At 43.2% G+C, this 15,681-nt stretch carries 17 protein-coding genes; 4 read left to right on the top strand and 13 right to left on the bottom strand.

What is annotated here, in order from left to right; all coding sequences use genetic code 11:
* Window positions 1–169: 169 nt before the first annotated feature.
* The 4 genes from radC to RMX89_RS25475 are packed head-to-tail and all read right to left on the bottom strand — an operon-like array spanning window position 170 to window position 1,744.
* Window positions 170–901, bottom strand: coding sequence for a RadC family protein (gene radC, locus RMX89_RS25490; protein ID WP_322673166.1), 732 nt, complete (start codon window positions 899–901; stop codon window positions 170–172).
* A gap of 1 nt (window position 902) precedes the next feature.
* Window positions 903–1,052, bottom strand: a complete 150-nt coding sequence (locus RMX89_RS25485) for a hypothetical protein (protein WP_322690914.1) — start codon at window positions 1,050–1,052, stop codon at window positions 903–905.
* Window positions 1,045–1,461, bottom strand: a complete 417-nt coding sequence (locus RMX89_RS25480) for a transcriptional regulator (RefSeq protein ID WP_322690913.1) — start codon at window positions 1,459–1,461, stop codon at window positions 1,045–1,047. The genes RMX89_RS25485 and RMX89_RS25480 overlap by 8 nt, the downstream gene beginning before the upstream one ends.
* On the bottom strand, window positions 1,442–1,744 hold the full coding sequence (locus RMX89_RS25475; RefSeq protein ID WP_094352981.1) for a type II toxin-antitoxin system HigB family toxin: 303 nt from the start codon (window positions 1,742–1,744) through the stop codon (window positions 1,442–1,444). The genes RMX89_RS25480 and RMX89_RS25475 overlap by 20 nt, the downstream gene beginning before the upstream one ends.
* 213 nt (window positions 1,745–1,957) lie before the next feature.
* On the opposite strand from RMX89_RS25475, the gene RMX89_RS25470 reads away from it, so the two are divergent.
* Both RMX89_RS25470 and RMX89_RS25465 read left to right on the top strand, forming a co-directional pair.
* A complete protein-coding gene (locus tag RMX89_RS25470) occupies window positions 1,958–2,524 on the top strand; it encodes a hypothetical protein (RefSeq protein WP_322690912.1) in 567 nt (188 codons plus the stop codon).
* Between the two features lie 158 nt (window positions 2,525–2,682).
* A complete protein-coding gene (locus tag RMX89_RS25465; protein ID WP_322690911.1) occupies window positions 2,683–3,279 on the top strand; it encodes a hypothetical protein in 597 nt (198 codons plus the stop codon).
* Window positions 3,280–3,515: 236 nt separating this feature from the next.
* Here RMX89_RS25465 and RMX89_RS25460 read toward each other — a convergent pair whose 3' ends face one another.
* Both RMX89_RS25460 and RMX89_RS25455 read right to left on the bottom strand, forming a co-directional pair.
* Window positions 3,516–4,454 (bottom strand): phosphoribulokinase, encoded by a 939-nt coding sequence (locus RMX89_RS25460; protein ID WP_322686628.1) that lies wholly within the window; start codon window positions 4,452–4,454, stop codon window positions 3,516–3,518.
* Between the two features lie 463 nt (window positions 4,455–4,917).
* Complete coding sequence (locus tag RMX89_RS25455) at window positions 4,918–5,367, bottom strand: CoA-binding protein (RefSeq protein WP_322690910.1); 450 nt, start codon at window positions 5,365–5,367, stop codon at window positions 4,918–4,920.
* A gap of 573 nt (window positions 5,368–5,940) precedes the next feature.
* Between RMX89_RS25455 and RMX89_RS25450 the strand changes: the two genes are divergently transcribed.
* Window positions 5,941–6,603 (top strand): class I SAM-dependent methyltransferase, encoded by a 663-nt coding sequence (locus RMX89_RS25450; protein ID WP_322690935.1) that lies wholly within the window; start codon window positions 5,941–5,943, stop codon window positions 6,601–6,603.
* A 121-nt stretch (window positions 6,604–6,724) separates the two neighbouring features.
* Here RMX89_RS25450 and aroA read toward each other — a convergent pair whose 3' ends face one another.
* The gene (gene aroA / locus RMX89_RS25445; protein ID WP_322690909.1) at window positions 6,725–8,005 is read right to left on the bottom strand and encodes a 3-phosphoshikimate 1-carboxyvinyltransferase; all 1,281 of its coding nucleotides are present in this window, start codon (window positions 8,003–8,005) and stop codon (window positions 6,725–6,727) included.
* Window positions 8,006–8,202: 197 nt separating this feature from the next.
* On the opposite strand from aroA, the gene obgE reads away from it, so the two are divergent.
* The gene (obgE, locus tag RMX89_RS25440) at window positions 8,203–9,231 is read left to right on the top strand and encodes a GTPase ObgE (protein WP_322690908.1); all 1,029 of its coding nucleotides are present in this window, start codon (window positions 8,203–8,205) and stop codon (window positions 9,229–9,231) included.
* A gap of 436 nt (window positions 9,232–9,667) precedes the next feature.
* Here obgE and RMX89_RS25435 read toward each other — a convergent pair whose 3' ends face one another.
* From RMX89_RS25435 to RMX89_RS25410, 6 genes are all read right to left on the bottom strand, one after another.
* Window positions 9,668–10,669: a hypothetical protein gene (locus RMX89_RS25435; RefSeq protein WP_322690907.1), complete on the bottom strand. Its 1,002-nt coding sequence runs from the start codon at window positions 10,667–10,669 to the stop codon at window positions 9,668–9,670.
* Window positions 10,670–10,708: 39 nt separating this feature from the next.
* Entirely contained in the window at window positions 10,709–11,098 is a 390-nt protein-coding gene (locus tag RMX89_RS25430; RefSeq protein WP_322690906.1) for an FAD/NAD(P)-binding protein, read from the bottom strand.
* A gap of 336 nt (window positions 11,099–11,434) precedes the next feature.
* Window positions 11,435–11,686: a hypothetical protein gene (locus RMX89_RS25425; protein WP_322690905.1), complete on the bottom strand. Its 252-nt coding sequence runs from the start codon at window positions 11,684–11,686 to the stop codon at window positions 11,435–11,437.
* Between the two features lie 50 nt (window positions 11,687–11,736).
* Window positions 11,737–12,765, bottom strand: coding sequence for an ABC transporter substrate-binding protein (locus tag RMX89_RS25420; RefSeq protein WP_322690904.1), 1,029 nt, complete (start codon window positions 12,763–12,765; stop codon window positions 11,737–11,739).
* Between the two features lie 31 nt (window positions 12,766–12,796).
* Entirely contained in the window at window positions 12,797–13,870 is a 1,074-nt protein-coding gene (locus RMX89_RS25415) for an aliphatic sulfonate ABC transporter substrate-binding protein (protein WP_322690903.1), read from the bottom strand.
* A 520-nt stretch (window positions 13,871–14,390) separates the two neighbouring features.
* The gene (locus RMX89_RS25410) at window positions 14,391–15,629 is read right to left on the bottom strand and encodes an acyl-CoA dehydrogenase family protein (RefSeq protein WP_322690902.1); all 1,239 of its coding nucleotides are present in this window, start codon (window positions 15,627–15,629) and stop codon (window positions 14,391–14,393) included.
* Between the last annotated feature and the right edge of the window lie 52 nt (window positions 15,630–15,681).

The following is a 15,681-nucleotide window of genomic DNA, read 5'->3' as shown; positions in this document are numbered from 1 at the left end:
GCGTAAATAATTAAGGTAGGGGACAGGGGGCAGGGGAGAAGGTACAAACGCAGTAAAATTATGGGCAAAAACACCCTTGCTCGTTTTCTCACTAGGGTTGAGAGCAAGAATCTTTATAGATGGTTTTTCTCCCCCTGCTCCCCTGCCCCTTTGCCCCCCTGCTTTTTCACTAATCCCCTTGCGGATGCTCATCCCACAAAGTTGTGAGTTCTCGTAAACTTTGATGATTGCCATTGCCCAAAATCAGATGATCTAGTACTGGAATGCCCAAAAGCTGCGCCCCTGCTAATAACTGACGCGTTAATTCTATATCTTCCTGGCTGGGTTCAAGGTTCCCAGAAGGATGGTTGTGGGCTACTATTACCCGCGTTGCGCCTTGACGAATAACTTCTCGAAAGATATCACGGGGAGAGGCTAGGGTTTCGGTTGCAGTGCCAATGGTAATTACTTGCGTACCCAACAAGCGATTCTTGACATCTAATAACACCACTGCAAAACGTTCTTGTACCTGCCACATCAAATCTTGACTGAGGGTAGCAGCAGCAGCAAGTGGGCTATCAATTAATGTGCCATCATTGGGACGTGATTGAAAGGCGCGTTTGCCCAATTCAATTGCTGCTAAGATACTTGTCGCCTTCGCTGGGCCAACACCAGAAATTTGCATTAACTCTGCGGGGCTAACTTCTCGGAGAGTTGCCAAAGGATCGCGTTGATGTTTGCCTAGTTCGCTCAAGATATATTGTCCCAAACCCACAGCCGATAGTTTTCCTGGCCCTTGACCAGTGCCTAGAAGAATTGCGATTAACTCTGCTGTGGCTAAAATTTTTGCACCATGCGTCATTAATCGCTCACGCGGACGCTCATTTGTAGGTAGATCGGCAATTCTGAGGCAATAGGTCATATTAAACTAAGAAAATAGCACCACACATAGAACTATCCTTAGTTATCCCTCGTTTGCTCTCAAAATCATCTTTATTTGAGAAAATCTTTAATTTTACCCGCCCACCGTAGGCGATCGCACTTCCACAATCAACCAATAACAAGTTACTCAAGACTATTTGGGAAGAAAGCAGCAGGTGAAATATGAAAAAATTTCGCCAGTTCTTCAATGTGTCTAGTTGTTAATTTACGCTGCTTTTTCAATATGGCCGATATAATAGATTCTGTTTTGAAAATGGGTACTAAATCTTTTTGAAGTAGCCCATTTTCTTCTATCAAAACCTGAAGTAAATCTATCCCATAAATATCAGGCACAGGCTCTTGCGTTTGTTCAAACTCGTAAACTAGAGTGCCTAAAATATTAAGATAATCTTTTTCATCCAATGTTAACGGAGCGCTATCTATCAAAGAATTAATAATTTTTTGGGTAGCAAATAACTCATCCTCAGTCTTGATAGGACGAGGAGGAAATGCTTGCAGCAGTTCAATGTAGGTAGGACGTTTATTTAAACCAAGGGTCATTTTTCCATTTATCTGTATCGTACTCTGTATGAGTTAATACGTTGCGAATAAAGACTTTTTGACTTTGATAGTCAATATAGGTAATAAGGCGATACTTGTTTCCTTGAATATTAAAAACTGTAAGTTCACCTACTGGATCGGCAGAGTTAAAAGCTTGGCGAACTTCAAGTATATTTTGCCACTTGGCTAATTTTGCAACTTTGTTCCAACCACGTAAACTGGATTCAGCATCGGGATACTTTTGATAAAAAAGTTTTAGTGCTGTATTGGAAATAATATGCATAATAAATAAATTTTTTCAAAGTAAAGCTCATAATAATGTTCCTGCAAGTGTTAAACCGTAATTATTTAAACTTAGCAATTTGCTAAGTTGATGTCAAGAGTTTAATGATTAGGTTTTTCGCTTTACCCTAACTACAGTAGACTTTCAGTGAAAATATACTTGTTACTAAGTTTAATAAGTGTAATGGTGTACCTACTGTCATAGGCGATCGCTATGTTCGACGATTTATTCAACAATCTCAAAGGTTTTATTGACTCTAAAATTCAAGAAGTCGGTAACGATCTGCAAAAACGCTTCGGCGTTCCCGAACCCGCAGAGCCATTTATGCTGATTCGTCGATTCACACCTGCCGATTCTACGGTGACAAAGGGATGTATTGCAATTGTCGGAGAAAGCTGGCAAATTGAAGCTTATGACGATAATAATCAGAGCTTTTTTACGAATAGTACCGATCCTTTGCGAAATGTCATCTTGTTTGAAATTGCAGAACCCGATGTCCAAGAGTGTGTTTTTGCTTGTCAATTTAACGCGAAAGCGCTAGACACAGAAAAAGCAATTAAAGTTAGTTTAGGTTTTCGGAGAACGGGACAGTGGGGCGGAATGACAACAACTTCATGGTTTACAGAAGTTTCACCAACAGAAAATTTTAAACCTTACGAAGCGCGTGCCCATTTTAAAAAAGAAACAGATGCTGCCAAAGTTCAAATCAGTGTGCAATTTGAGAGTAGTGGCATTCTTCAGATTAAAGATATTGAATTACTGCAAGCGCCTGTAAAGTAACAATCGTGAGCTTGGGTGGGGGCTGGGATGGGGTGCAATGATTGTGGAAATCATAACTAATTATCCAGACATGATATGAGCGGATGAACAAGAACGCCCAAATATGACAAAAGGCTACTATTTCAAAGGGAATACTAAAAATAATATAATTTAGGGCGATGCCTACGGCAGTAAACTACGCTATGTTTGACGAGCTATTCAACAATCTGACAAATTTTATTCTCTCTAAAGCTAAGGAAACCCTTAAGGAGCTAGAAAAACCACTCGCTATTCCCGAACCCGCAGAGCCATTTGTGCTGATTCGTCGATTCACACTTGCCGATTCTATAGTCACAAAGGGAGGCATTGGAATTGTCGGAGAAAGTTGGCAAATTGAAGCTTATGATAATACTCAGCGCTTTCTAACTAATAGTACAGATCCTTTGCGAAAAGTCATCTTGTTTGAAATTGCAGAACCCGATGTTCAAGAGTGTGTTCTTGCTTGTCACTTTAATGCGAAAGCGCTAAACACAGAACAATCAATTGCAGTGAGTTTGGGTGTAGGTAGACCACGAGAATCGGGCGGACTGAGAACAACTTCATGGGGTAGAGGAGTTTCACCAGAGGAAAATTTTCAGCCTTATAAAGTGCGTGCCTATTTTAAAAAAGAAGCAGATGCTGCCAAAACCCAAATCATTGTGCAATTTGAGAGTAGTGGTATTCTTCAAATTAGAGATATTGAATTGCTGCAAGCCCCCGTCAAGTCACAATTATGAGCATCTGAGTTTAAAATCATAATTATATTACTTTGTCAAGATAGTTTTGAGGGTTTGTAGTAAGGATTTTAATGCTTAGAAAATAAAGACTTTAGTCCTTACTACGAACTTGTTTACTCATCAATTTAAACTTGACAGACTAATAGTGCGTAGTTTACCGCCGTAGGCATCGCATAATTCAACAGTCCAATACTACACGCGATCGCAAACTATTTAAACCCCTTCATTTTTGCTAATTACTGATGAATTTGCGTTGCTTTCAACATATGGTAGGTAATGATCAACTGAGTCAAAGCCAGGGGGTAACTTTGCAGTGTTTCTCCAGTTGTACCAGCAATTTTACCCAGTTCTGGATTACTTTCGCGATCGCAAATACTTCGTAAATGGGGCATATCAGAACAAATAACATGCTCTAGCTTATTCACCTGGTCTAAGGTTGCATGACCATCAACTTCTAAGACATCCACAGGCTTACTCATATCCCTGTCTAATCCCAAGCGGATTGCTGAGTCAGAATTACCATAGCCAGGGTTGATAATCTGGGTAAAATCTGGGTGGGGAATTGTCGGACGTAGTACCAAACGCACATTTAAATGTCCATTGGTTTCATCATCTTCCCCGGTAGGTGGATAGAAACTAATGACTATATCAGACCATTGCCGCTGCGGACGAATAAATTGTGCTGAGTCCGGTTCGCGCTTTTCTAATTCTGCCAGCACCTGTTCATCTGTGTAGCCGCGCTTTTGGGTATCCCGCTTGACTTTCCATTTTGTGCGTAGTTCTTCAGGGGGTGCAAGATAAACTTTCACGTCGTAGGAGTCACGGGCGGCACGAGTAGAATAACCGAGTAATCCCTCAATGATTACGAATTTATTCGGCTTAATATACTGCGGTGGCTCGAATGTGCCGGTTTTATGGCTGTAAACTGGTTTGAGAATTGGTTGTCCTGTGCGTAGCAGCGACAAATGTTGCTGCATAATATCTAAATGGTTGCAGTCCGGGTGGAGAGCAGTGATGCCAATATCTGCACGTTGTTGGCGATCGTAACGGTGATAATCATCTGTACAAATGAGCGTGACATTTTCCGGGCCGAGTACCTGAGCGATTCCTCGCGTTAGTGTTGTTTTACCAGCCGCGCTGTCGCCGACAATACCAAGAATTATTGGACGGCTCATCATAACCTCCCACAATAAAAACAACTTTAGTAATAAAATTACCTACAATAGTTTTTATTCTAGAAGGGTTTAAGCAAGTAACTCAAACAAACACTTGGTATGCAATATCTCTACACATATAGCAATCCTATTTGAGTTGTGAAAAATATAGATTAGAAAACGAACCGCCTTCTCTACGAGAGGCTGACGCCAACGCGTAGCAGCGTCTCGTTAGAGAAGGACGCTAAGGACGCAAAGGAAAGAAAGAAGAAAGAGAGATATAATTTTCAAAGGATGATTTAGGACTGTTATAGAAGGTTTGTGCGATCGCTTTTTGCATAATAATTACAATCTAAATGATTGTTAGACTTATCTGTACGCATAAAAACTATAGCAATCTGATTTGATTTCTGAATTAATCGTAGGGACTAGGGACTGGGGACTGGGAAGAAGGAATAAAGCTGTACTGAGTTTTTTTCAAAAATCAAATATGAGTCCTATAGACATTTTCTGTTGAACCTACTCTCAGCCGCAGATATTCAATTTTGATACAAGCATCCATAACCACATTGAGTCCTGCATCTATAGCTTTTTGTGCTGATGGTTGATGCCAGATACCCAGTTGTGTCCACACAGTTTTAGCAGTGATGGAAATTGCTTCATCTACAATTTCTGGTAAGTACTCACAACGACGAAATACGTTAACAATATCCACGGGTTCGGGTAATTCCTGGAGTGCGGCATAACTGGGTTGACCGTCAATTTCTTTAATTCGCGGGTTGACGGCATAAACTGTATAGCCTTTTTGTCGCAAAAATTGCGCGATTTGATAACTGGTGCGATCGCGTTTATCAGAGTGACCTACAATAGCGATGATTTTGGCTTGGGTCAACACCTCGCGCAGAGCGCGATCATCTTCTTTAAGGTTTGGCATGATTTAAAATATCCTGAGCGTAGGCACAGCCCGTCGTAGACATCGCTTTGTTTATCATACTGAGTTGTATTTAAATATAATTTTGACTTTTAAAAAATCATTTACGAATATCAAAGACTCGTCCACGAGTAAAAAAGACTCATTCACGAGTATCAAAGACTCATCCACGAGTATCAAAGACTCATCCACGAGTAAAAAAGACTCGTCCACGAGTATCAAAGACTCATCCACGAGTATCAAAGACTCGTCCACGAGTATCAAAGACTCATCCACGAGTGAAAAAGACTCGTCCACGAGTAAAAAAGACTCATCCACGAGTATCAAAGATTCGTCCACGAGTATCAAAGACTCATCCACGAGTATCAAAGACTCATATCATGTCCGCCAAATTACCCATAATAAAAGAACCCCACCCCCAACCCCTCCCCGCCTGCGGGGAGGGGAGACAAAGCACAGCTTTGGCGGGGTGGGGTTCTTCGGGTTTAATAAGCAATCAAGCGGACATGAAATCATCCCCTATTCTCCATGCCCAATGCCCCATGCCCAATGCCCCATGCCCCATGCCCAATACCCATGACAACTAAAACACTAGGACTCGAACAAAACCTCCACGACTATTTACTGTCAGTCTCTCTTCGAGAACCGGAAATTTTAACCCAACTGAGACAGGAAACAGCCCAATATCCCATAGGTAGAATGCAAATTGCTCCCGAACAAGGGCAATTTTTGGCATTACTGGTGCAATTGTTGGGAGCAAAGAAAACCTTGGATATTGGGGTATTTACAGGTTATAGTTCCCTGGTGGTGGCATTGGCGTTACCGACGGACGGTAAAGTGGTAGCCTGTGATATCAGTGAAGAATTTACAACGATCGCTAGACGTTATTGGCAACAAGCAGGAATGGCAGATAAAATTCAACTGCACATTGCCCCAGCTTTGCAGACTTTGGATCGGTTACTGACAACAGGAGAAGGAGAAACTTTTGATTTTGCCTTCATTGATGCAGATAAGAGCAACTATGATGGCTATTATGAGCGATCGCTGCAATTAGTGCGTCCGGGGGGATTGATTGCGATCGATAATGTTCTCTGGTCAGGTAGGGTTGCCGATCCCCAGGTGCAAGATAATAGAACGAAAAGAATTCGTGCTTTTAATCAAAAACTGCATCAAGACCAGCGAGTTAGTCTTAGTGTAGTAGCGATCGCAGATGGCTTAACTCTGGCATTGAAAAAGTAATACCAATTAAAAAAACAATGCGACAAATAGACCATTTGTAGAGACGCGATTCATCGCGTCTTCACCCAAAAATGTGTTGCAATCATTAATTGAATTGGTATACATTTAACGAAAATAGCTCTTATTGCTCTAACATTTGGAAAAATCGGGTAAAGTAATCTGGAAAAGTCTTCGCTGTGCAACCAGGATCTTTAATTACAATCCCTGGAACCTTCAAGCCAGTGACAGCAAAAGCCATCGCCATTCGATGATCGTGATAAGTTTCAATTGCTGCTGGGGTAATGGGGCCAGGCTCAATTTTCAGTCTATCTGCAAATTCTTCAACTTCAACTCCTAGCCGCCGTAACTCTGTCACCACAGCTTTAATTCGGTCAGTTTCTTTATATCGAATATGTTCCACGTTCCGAATGGTAATCGGTGAACTAGCAAAGGGTGCGATCGCTCCTAATGTTTGCACTAGATCCGATATATCATTCATATCAATATCGATGCCTTGCAATTGCTTCGGCCCCGTCACTTCGGTGTAATCATCCGCATCCTTAATTTGGCAACCCATTTGTTCTAAAACATTCAGCCAGAGAATATCACCTTGACAAGATTGTTTGGTCAAATGTTTTACCCGCACCCGTCCACCCGTGACGGCGGCGGCGGCAAAAAAGTAAGAAGCATTTGATGCATCGGGTTCTACAGTGTAATGTCGAGCTTGGTAACGTTGACCTGCTTTAATCTGAAACTGATTATCGCCGATTTGCATCACCTCCACCCCAAAGTCTGCCATCAGACGACAGGTCATTTTGATGTAAGACTGAGAAACCAACGTACCCTCAACCTCAAAAATCGTATCCTGTTGAGCGTAAGGCGCAATCATCAGCAATGCCGAAAGTTGCTGACTTGTTTGGTTGGCTTTCAAGCGAAAATTTCCGCCAGCGAATCCCTGGCTATAGAGGGTGTAAGGCATAAACCCGGAGTTTCCTTCAAAGTTAATGGTTGCTCCACCCGTTTGTAGTACCGTCAACAAGTCGCCCATCGGTCGTTCTCGCATCCGGGGAACGCCATCTAGGCGATATTCACCATTCCCCAGTGCCACCAGCGCCGAAATAAACCGTGCTGCTGTACCTGCCAAACCCACAAATAAATCTGCCTGTTTAGCTGGAATTTCGCCTCCCCTTCCCGCCACTTTAATTTGTGCCAGTTGAGGATTCAAAGTAATGGGAATGCCCAATTGCTCTACGCATTTAGCAAAATACTCGCTGTCTTCACTAAATAAAGCATTTTCTAAAATGGAGTCACCTTGCGCCAAAGCTGCGACAAGCAACGCTCGATTGGTAAGACTTTTAGAACCAGGAATTTCTACCGTGGCATCCACTGGCCGATTCAGAGCAGGAATTGCAATGGTATCCACTTTAAACCTCTACGTAGGCGGTTAGGTACAACTTTCTTTATATATTCCCACATCTTGAGCAAAAGGAGCAGGGGGAGTAGGGAGTGTGAGTTACAAGTAAATAGTGAGGAATAAGATTTTAAAACTTATAATTTATAACTCGCCTATAACTCAGCACTGGCTCAACGCCAGCTATCCGCTAACAGGACTCTAGAAAGATGCAATTTATCGATCAAGCAAAAATTGAAGTTGAAGCTGGTAAGGGCGGCGATGGTATTGTCGCTTTCCGGCGAGAGAAATACGTGCCGACTGGCGGTCCCTCTGGTGGTAATGGGGGACGAGGTGGTTCGGTATTTTTCGTTGCCGAAGAAAACCTACAAACGTTGCTGGACTTCAGATATAACCATCGCTTTCAGGCAGAAAAGGGTACTCGTGGCGGGCCAAATAACTGCACTGGGGCAGCAGGAAAGGATTTAATTATCGAAGTTCCCTGCGGTACAACCATTTATGATGCTGAAACTGGCGAACTGCTGGGGGATTTAATTGAACCTAAGCAAACTTTGCTGATTGCCCAAGGTGGTAAAGGCGGACTGGGAAATCAGCATTTCTTGAGCAACCGTAACCGCGCCCCAGAATATGCCCTCCCAGGATTGCCAGGAGAAATAAAGCAGTTGCGCCTAGAGTTAAAACTTTTGGCAGAAGTGGGGATTATTGGCTTACCAAACGCTGGTAAATCCACTTTAATTTCATCTTTATCAGCAGCACGTCCGAAAATCGCAGACTACCCCTTCACTACCCTGATTCCAAATTTGGGTGTAGTGCAAAAACCTACAGGTGATGGTACTGTTTTCGCCGACATTCCCGGACTAATTGAGGGCGCGTCTCAAGGTGCAGGACTGGGACACGATTTCTTGCGCCATATTGAGCGCACGCGAGTATTACTTCACTTAATTGATGCTACTAGTGATGATGTGATTAGAGATTACAACACAATTAAGGAAGAATTACAAGCTTATGGACGGGGTTTAGCAGAACGTCCGCAAATTTTGGCGCTGAATAAAATTGATGCAGTCGATCGCGAAACTGTCGATTTGGAAGCATTAGCTACCCAACTTAATCATCTTTCCTACGCGCCGGTTTTTGTGATTTCAGCAGTTACTCGCACCGGGTTAGAGCCGATGTTACAAGAAATCTGGGGAATTCTCGACCAAATGAAGGTTCCTGAAGAAGTGGAAGCATTGAGATAATTCGTAATTCGTAATTCGTAATTCGTAATTACTACTTTTAGAGGGAAAGTAGCTGTTGGCAGCAGACAATTTTCTCAATGTCTTGTGGGGTGGGCAATATGAGCGCCCTGATGGGAGCAACTTTAATGCTGATTAGCTTAACAGTTCTTTAAAAGATAGCCCCAGACTTTGATTAAATTTATGCTTGAGAATTTGTACTCGCAGTATCACAGTAGTAATTATGTTTTCGGCTTATTCGTCTCAAAAAAATTATTTCATCGACGAGTAAGCTTTTTCTATTTCCAAAAACTTTTTAGGCAACTGTACATTATCCTCGATAAGCAAGAGCATTAAAGCTGTAGTCCTTATTCTGTAAAGCTTATAGCTTTTCATTAGTGCCATTCGGTGCAGAGCGTTTTAATTCATATTAGGCGTGAATTATAAACGCTACGCAGATTTAGCTGACTGCCACCTTGGCTTGCTGTTGCCATACCGCGTCTGCATACAATAATGTGTCGAAGTCCGGCGAAATGTTGCCGTTAGCGATCCGGGCTTCGTGTAATGACCAGTCAGCAAAGAACAAGTCATGGCTGATGCGGGCCACTATTGCTGGCACATCGCGTCGGATGCTGGGTACGTCGCCGATGGGCAGACCGAAGCTGACGAAGCCAGCAGGATTGAACACATGGATATCTTTCAGGTAGGGGGCATTGCCAGGTACTTTCTCTTGGTATTCATGGGCGCTGCCAAGGTAAGGGTGGGTGCTGAGTCGCTCGTCACGTTGGTCAGCTGGGGCTTCATAGCGATCGCGCCAAAGTGCGATATGATGTGCAAATTCTGCGAGTTCCGGGCGCTTTGTCGGGTCAACAAAGTAGCCAGTACCAGCGATCGCAAAATCAAACTCGAAAACATGATCATTTACCTGAGCGACGATGCGATCCCCCTGGTTGTGAGCAGATTTCCACGGTGCGGATAGATGCAGGTGGAAGTTAGAGAACGCTATTACCCGCTCGATTGCATCTGGTGGTGGTGTAGAGCCAACTTGATTAAACCGCCAAGCTTGGAACCAGCGAGCTGCATCAGGTAGTTGTGGATAGTTATAGTAAGCGCCAGGATAACCTCGCACGCGATTCACTGGTACAGATGCGATCGCTGGCCGTCGTGCAAACAAATGTACTGCTTTAGCGCCTGATTCAAGTGCCACTCCTGCCGCATCAAAGGCCGAGGCCGCAGCACCCAGCACTGCTACTGTTTTACCACGCAGATTATTGAAGTCGATTGCATCGGCAGTATGTGCATATAAGGTGCGTGGCAGAGATGCCAATACAGGCGGTATATTTGGGCCACCAGTGCCAGCTACACCATTGGCGAAGATAATTTTACGTGTGGTTTCCACTTGGGCGACACCGTTCACTTCTAGGTGTAGACGAAAGAAATCTGCGTCCGGCTCAATCCGCACCAACTTCGTCTGATACCGAACTGGAATGCCCAGAAAATGTCAATACCAGCTGAGATACTCAGCCCAGGCCACTCGGGGAATGTGGTCAAGGGCTGCGTATGCCTCAACACCGTGCCGCACCTCGTACCAAGCTTGAAATGACAGCGCCGGAATGCCCAGTTCTGGCCCTGGCAGGTTTTTCGGTGTGCGTAGCTTTTTCATCCGCGCCCGCGTCAGCCACACGCCTGCATGGGCTTCGTCAATGACTGTCACGCGGCCAATGCCGACACGCCGCAGGGCAAATGCAAAAGTGCTGCCACTGCCACTACCGCCTACTATGGTTACATTGTGGTCAATGTCTGAGCGATCGCTTACCCAGTTTTCGGGATCGGGGCCGAGTAGGCGCAACGCCTCACGTGCAGCAAAATCGAGGTCAGTCGTTGTTGTCATGTCGGTATTTGAGGATGAAATGAGAGTCATCAAATGTTTTCCTGATTCTTTAACTATTCTGAATTCTGATTCCTGAATTCTTACAAAGAAGCTACCCCGGTAAGAGCCTATTTATAAAGTAAATATTAAGTAGGATGTGTTACGGCTATGTAAGGATTTGGGAGTTTCAGAAAATCAGGATTAGCCGTAACGCATCATATCTGTCGGTGCGTTAAGCGTTGCTATAACGCACCCTACAATTTAAGCTTTACTTTATAAATCATCTCTAAAGGTGTACTGCACATTGCAAATTAGTTGAAATTTTCTATTAGTTTGAGTGGCTGATAATGCTGATCTTTATTTATTGGCGATCGCCTTTAAAGAAAAACTTTTTAGTTTGCTAAAAATCCCAAACTGTTTTATCTCCTGCTTAACAACAGGCTCGCGATGAGGAGATTCTTGTGGTGGTAATTCCCAAATATCACGGATCTCATGTTCTTGCCGATCTGTTAATTGGAGATGATGTGGTAATTGAGACTGTTGCTCAAATAACCAAGGTACTCCATTTAATAATTCTCTTTCTATTCCATGAAACATCATTTTTACCATGATTAAAAATCAGGTGATTTTGACATTTAGCTTTTTACTTATTGCTGCAATTATTGGCATTTGGCGATATCTTGGTTCAAACTGCTGTCCCAAAGTTGTTTAACATCAACTTTTGTAGAAATTACACCCGCTTGAAAAAAGGTATCAGCAACCTTTTGCTGAGAAGCAATAGCTTCGTCAGAAATAGGAAGTAATTCTTGACGACGCTGTTGTAGTCCTTGTTTAGCATCTTGATAAACGATGCCTTCATCAACATCAATGGTCTTTGCATAATTCTTCGACCATTGCTTGAGATTAGATTCCCGCCAATTTTGGGATTTCTGCAAACGACAGAGAAAATCTGCGATCGCAACTTTCTTTTGGGGATCGGCGATCGCATTCGGTGAAGCAATAATTACGAAGTTACCGCTCAAAATATCTTTTGCAGATTCCAGCACCCGCGCCCCTTCTTTTTTGGCTTGGGGAATGGAGTAACCGTAGGTAGCCCAAGCATCAAGCTGTCCTTTACGAAAAGCGGCTAGTCCATCGGGTATCGATAAAGGAATTGCATTGATATCCTTCATCGTTAGCCCGACTTTTTCCAACATCTTAATCAGGAAGTAGTGGGCAGTTGTAGCTTTAACGTAACCCACTTTCTTACCTTTAAGGTCAGCGATCGTTTTGGCAGTCGAGTTTTTGGGTACGAGTACAACTTGAGCAACTGTAGGCCCTTTGAGAGTGGCAATAATTTTTACAGCTGCTTTCGATTCAATCGCAAAAATCGGCGGAATTTCACTAGCTGAACCCAAGTCAATCGCACCAGCATTGATTGACTGCACCATCAAATTACCCCCAGTAAACTCAGTAAATTGAGTTTGATAAGGGAAATTATCTAATTTAGCTAACTTTAAATTTAAGTCCCAGCCACCTTTAAATTTAGCAACATGCAGTTGAGTTGTATTCGATAGTGCGACTTGGGACGCACTAGGATTAGTAGCGATCGTTGCCGGACTGGTAGACTTAACCTCTGAGCAAGCTGTTGTTGCTACTAACAAGCAACCCAAAGAGAAGGAAAAATTTTGCTGCAAATTGATAGACACGTTATTTTTGGGTATATTATTGTCATCTTTTCTACCTAACAGCGGTAGTTTCTAACGGACATACTGCTGTAGCAATATCTACTCGTTGCGGAATAATTTTTTGCTCTAGTAACCAGTCAGCTGTTTTCTGAAGCTTGACGATATCTTCAGTATTAGGAAATACGTAAGACTCTGGGCCTCGATTTTTAGTCACCTGCTTGGCTACCGCATCAGAGACTTTTAGCTCTTTAACTAGAAAATCTGATGCAGCATTAGTATGTTGATTTAACCACTCACCATCCTCACTCAAAGCAGTAAGAGCAGCTTTCACAGCTACAGGATTTTCTTTAGCTGCATCAGTACGAACAATCATAATGCCGTAGGTAGGAGCAGGGTGTTTAGTGGTAATTCTTCGCGCCTTATGCTCTAATTGGGCAATGGAAATATAAGGTTCCCAAACTGCCCACGCATCAACAGAATTTTGATATAGAGCAGGTGCAGCGTCATTTGGTGATAGATAAACTCGCTGAACTTTATATGAAGGAATATTTTCTTTTTCCAAAACTTTTAATAACAGATATTCGCCCGCGCCACCTTGATTAACTGCAACTTTTTTACCGACTAAATCAGTCGGTTTTTGAATGGGAGAATCGCCACGAACTAAGATAGCACTACTCAAAGAATCTGGACTAGGACGCTGTACAGAGCCAATACAAAGAGGTTGTCTGGCAGCAATTCCAGAGATGGAAGGAATATCACCACATCCACCAATATCTGCCCGATTACCATTGAGAGAACTTAAAAGCGTAGCGCAACGGTCAAATGGCCCACTCCATTCAACTTTAATATTTTGGGCTACTAACTGACGCTCTAACTCACCCCGCTGTCGTGCAATGGGAATAATCCCTCCTTTTTGGTAGCCCAAGCGAATCACATTGTTTTTCTCTGTAGTTTTAGTAGTGAGAGTTTTTGAAGAAGAATCTGAGTTAGCTACGACATTGATAGCTTTTTGTTGACTGCAACCAGAAACTATCAAACCAAGAAAAAACGTTGCGATCGCAAAGATTCTACTGGCAGAACATTTTTGTTTGTACTGTAAGCAATATTCTTTTAAAGAATTCACCACAATTGACTCCTTGATATCAATTTTTAGGAGTTTAAGCAGCCATATCTATGACGATAACGAGTAAAATACGTTAAGCCGATTGATTTACCGTAGTATTAAGAAAGAAGATACCACCTTTTGATGAACTGTTCAAATCTAATCAATATTTCTTTATCTTTGACTATGAGAATTTAGTGCAGGTATTTTTAGGTGAATCTACACTCAAGTAGTGAGAAAATAAACTCGTTTTCTTTTAATTTAATTAAACCATTAGTTGCTAAGTGTTAATTGTACTCATAGTTACTCTCAACGGTTTCGGTTGGCTGCAAGATCCTCGATTTCTGATACATACTCATAAGACTTCTTGGCATTTGTGGGGAAGGTGGGGTCCCAAGAAGGGGATAAGGGGCGGGGGTAAAGGGAAAAGCGATGGAATTTCCCCTTTACCTTTAACCTTTTCCCAACATCTTGCAAAAGTTGCTTTTGCAAGATGTCTATAAAGTCGTTTCCCGGATGTTAGAAGTCAGGGGTCTGAACAAAATTAGAAAAATCCTCGTTGCGGCAATGGTGTACCGTTAATCTCGTAGTCACCGATCGCACGAGCCTTAAAATGATTTGGGTTGTGTGAGGATAAGGTACGGGCGTTGCGCCAATGACGATCGAAGTTGGAGCTTTTCTTTGTTGTGGAAGCCCCACCCACTTCAAACAGCAAGGTGGCCGAACGTAGAGCCAAATCATCAACAATCAATTTGGCTTTGGCTGCACTCAAAGAAGTTGCCAGTGCCACAGCCGTTTCTGCCTCTTCACCCTGAGCTTGGGCAGCAGGGAGGCGATCGAGACCATCAGCTGCCGCTAAAACGATCGCTTCGGCAGCAAAAGCATTAGCGGCAATCTGTCCAACAGTTTGCTGTATAATTGGATCTTCTGTTGCCTGCTCGCTTACGGCATGGTAGAAAGTCCGGGGTCTGGTACGGACGAGGGCTGTAGCATCGCGCAGAACGCTGCGAATAATGCCGGCGTTGATTGCTGTCAGGAATAGTTGCGGAACGATGTTATATGGCAGGTTGTCTTTGTCTGTGTCTGTCTCAAAAATTACTTCATCTGCCTCTACACGTACATTAGTGAATGTAGTTGTTCCTGTACCTGTAAGTCTTTGTCCGAAGCCATCCCAGTCATCCACAAGGTCAATCCCCTCGCGGTTGGTGGGAATGAGGATAAACGCTTTAGTGCCATCGGGTACTAGCACACGCACGAAAATCAAGTCTGCATAAAGGCTGCCAGTGCTGTAATACTTGGTTCCATTCAGCCGATAGCCGTCGCCATCGGGTGTTAATTTTGTATTCGCGACTTGACCACCACCAGATCGCTTGACTTCTAATTCGGTCGTAGCAAGTCCAATAATCGCGCCATCGACCACAGCTTTCAGCCATCGCTGATTCCTTTGAGTGCGCTCAGAACGCAAAATTCGCTCTGTCACAGAGAAATGATTCCGTACAATGTGAGCGACGTTTGGATCGGCATCTCCCAGCCGAATCACGACCTCGAATAGTTCGCGTGCGGTGCTACCACTACCACCTTCAGCTACGGGGATTCGCAATGCACCCAACCGAGAACGCCGGATTAATTCAACCACATTATAAGGAAGGATGCGATCGCGATCGCGCTCACTTGCTCCTATAGCAATGAAATCAAAAAGCTGCTGGAGTTCCGGCGAGTTTGCTCTCACAGGAGCCGAAAACTGAATTGTCGTATCTGCAAGTTTCTCTGGACTCTTAATCATTAGACATGTCCTTAAAACAAAAGTTATGGAAAAATGATACAGAAATAAAAAT

Source organism: Nostoc sp. DedSLP04 (assembly GCF_034530775.1).
Classification (GTDB): Bacteria; Cyanobacteriota; Cyanobacteriia; order Cyanobacteriales; family Nostocaceae; genus Nostoc.
The sequence above is the reverse complement of the archived record's forward strand: the minus strand, read 5'-3'. Positions and strand labels throughout refer to the sequence as shown.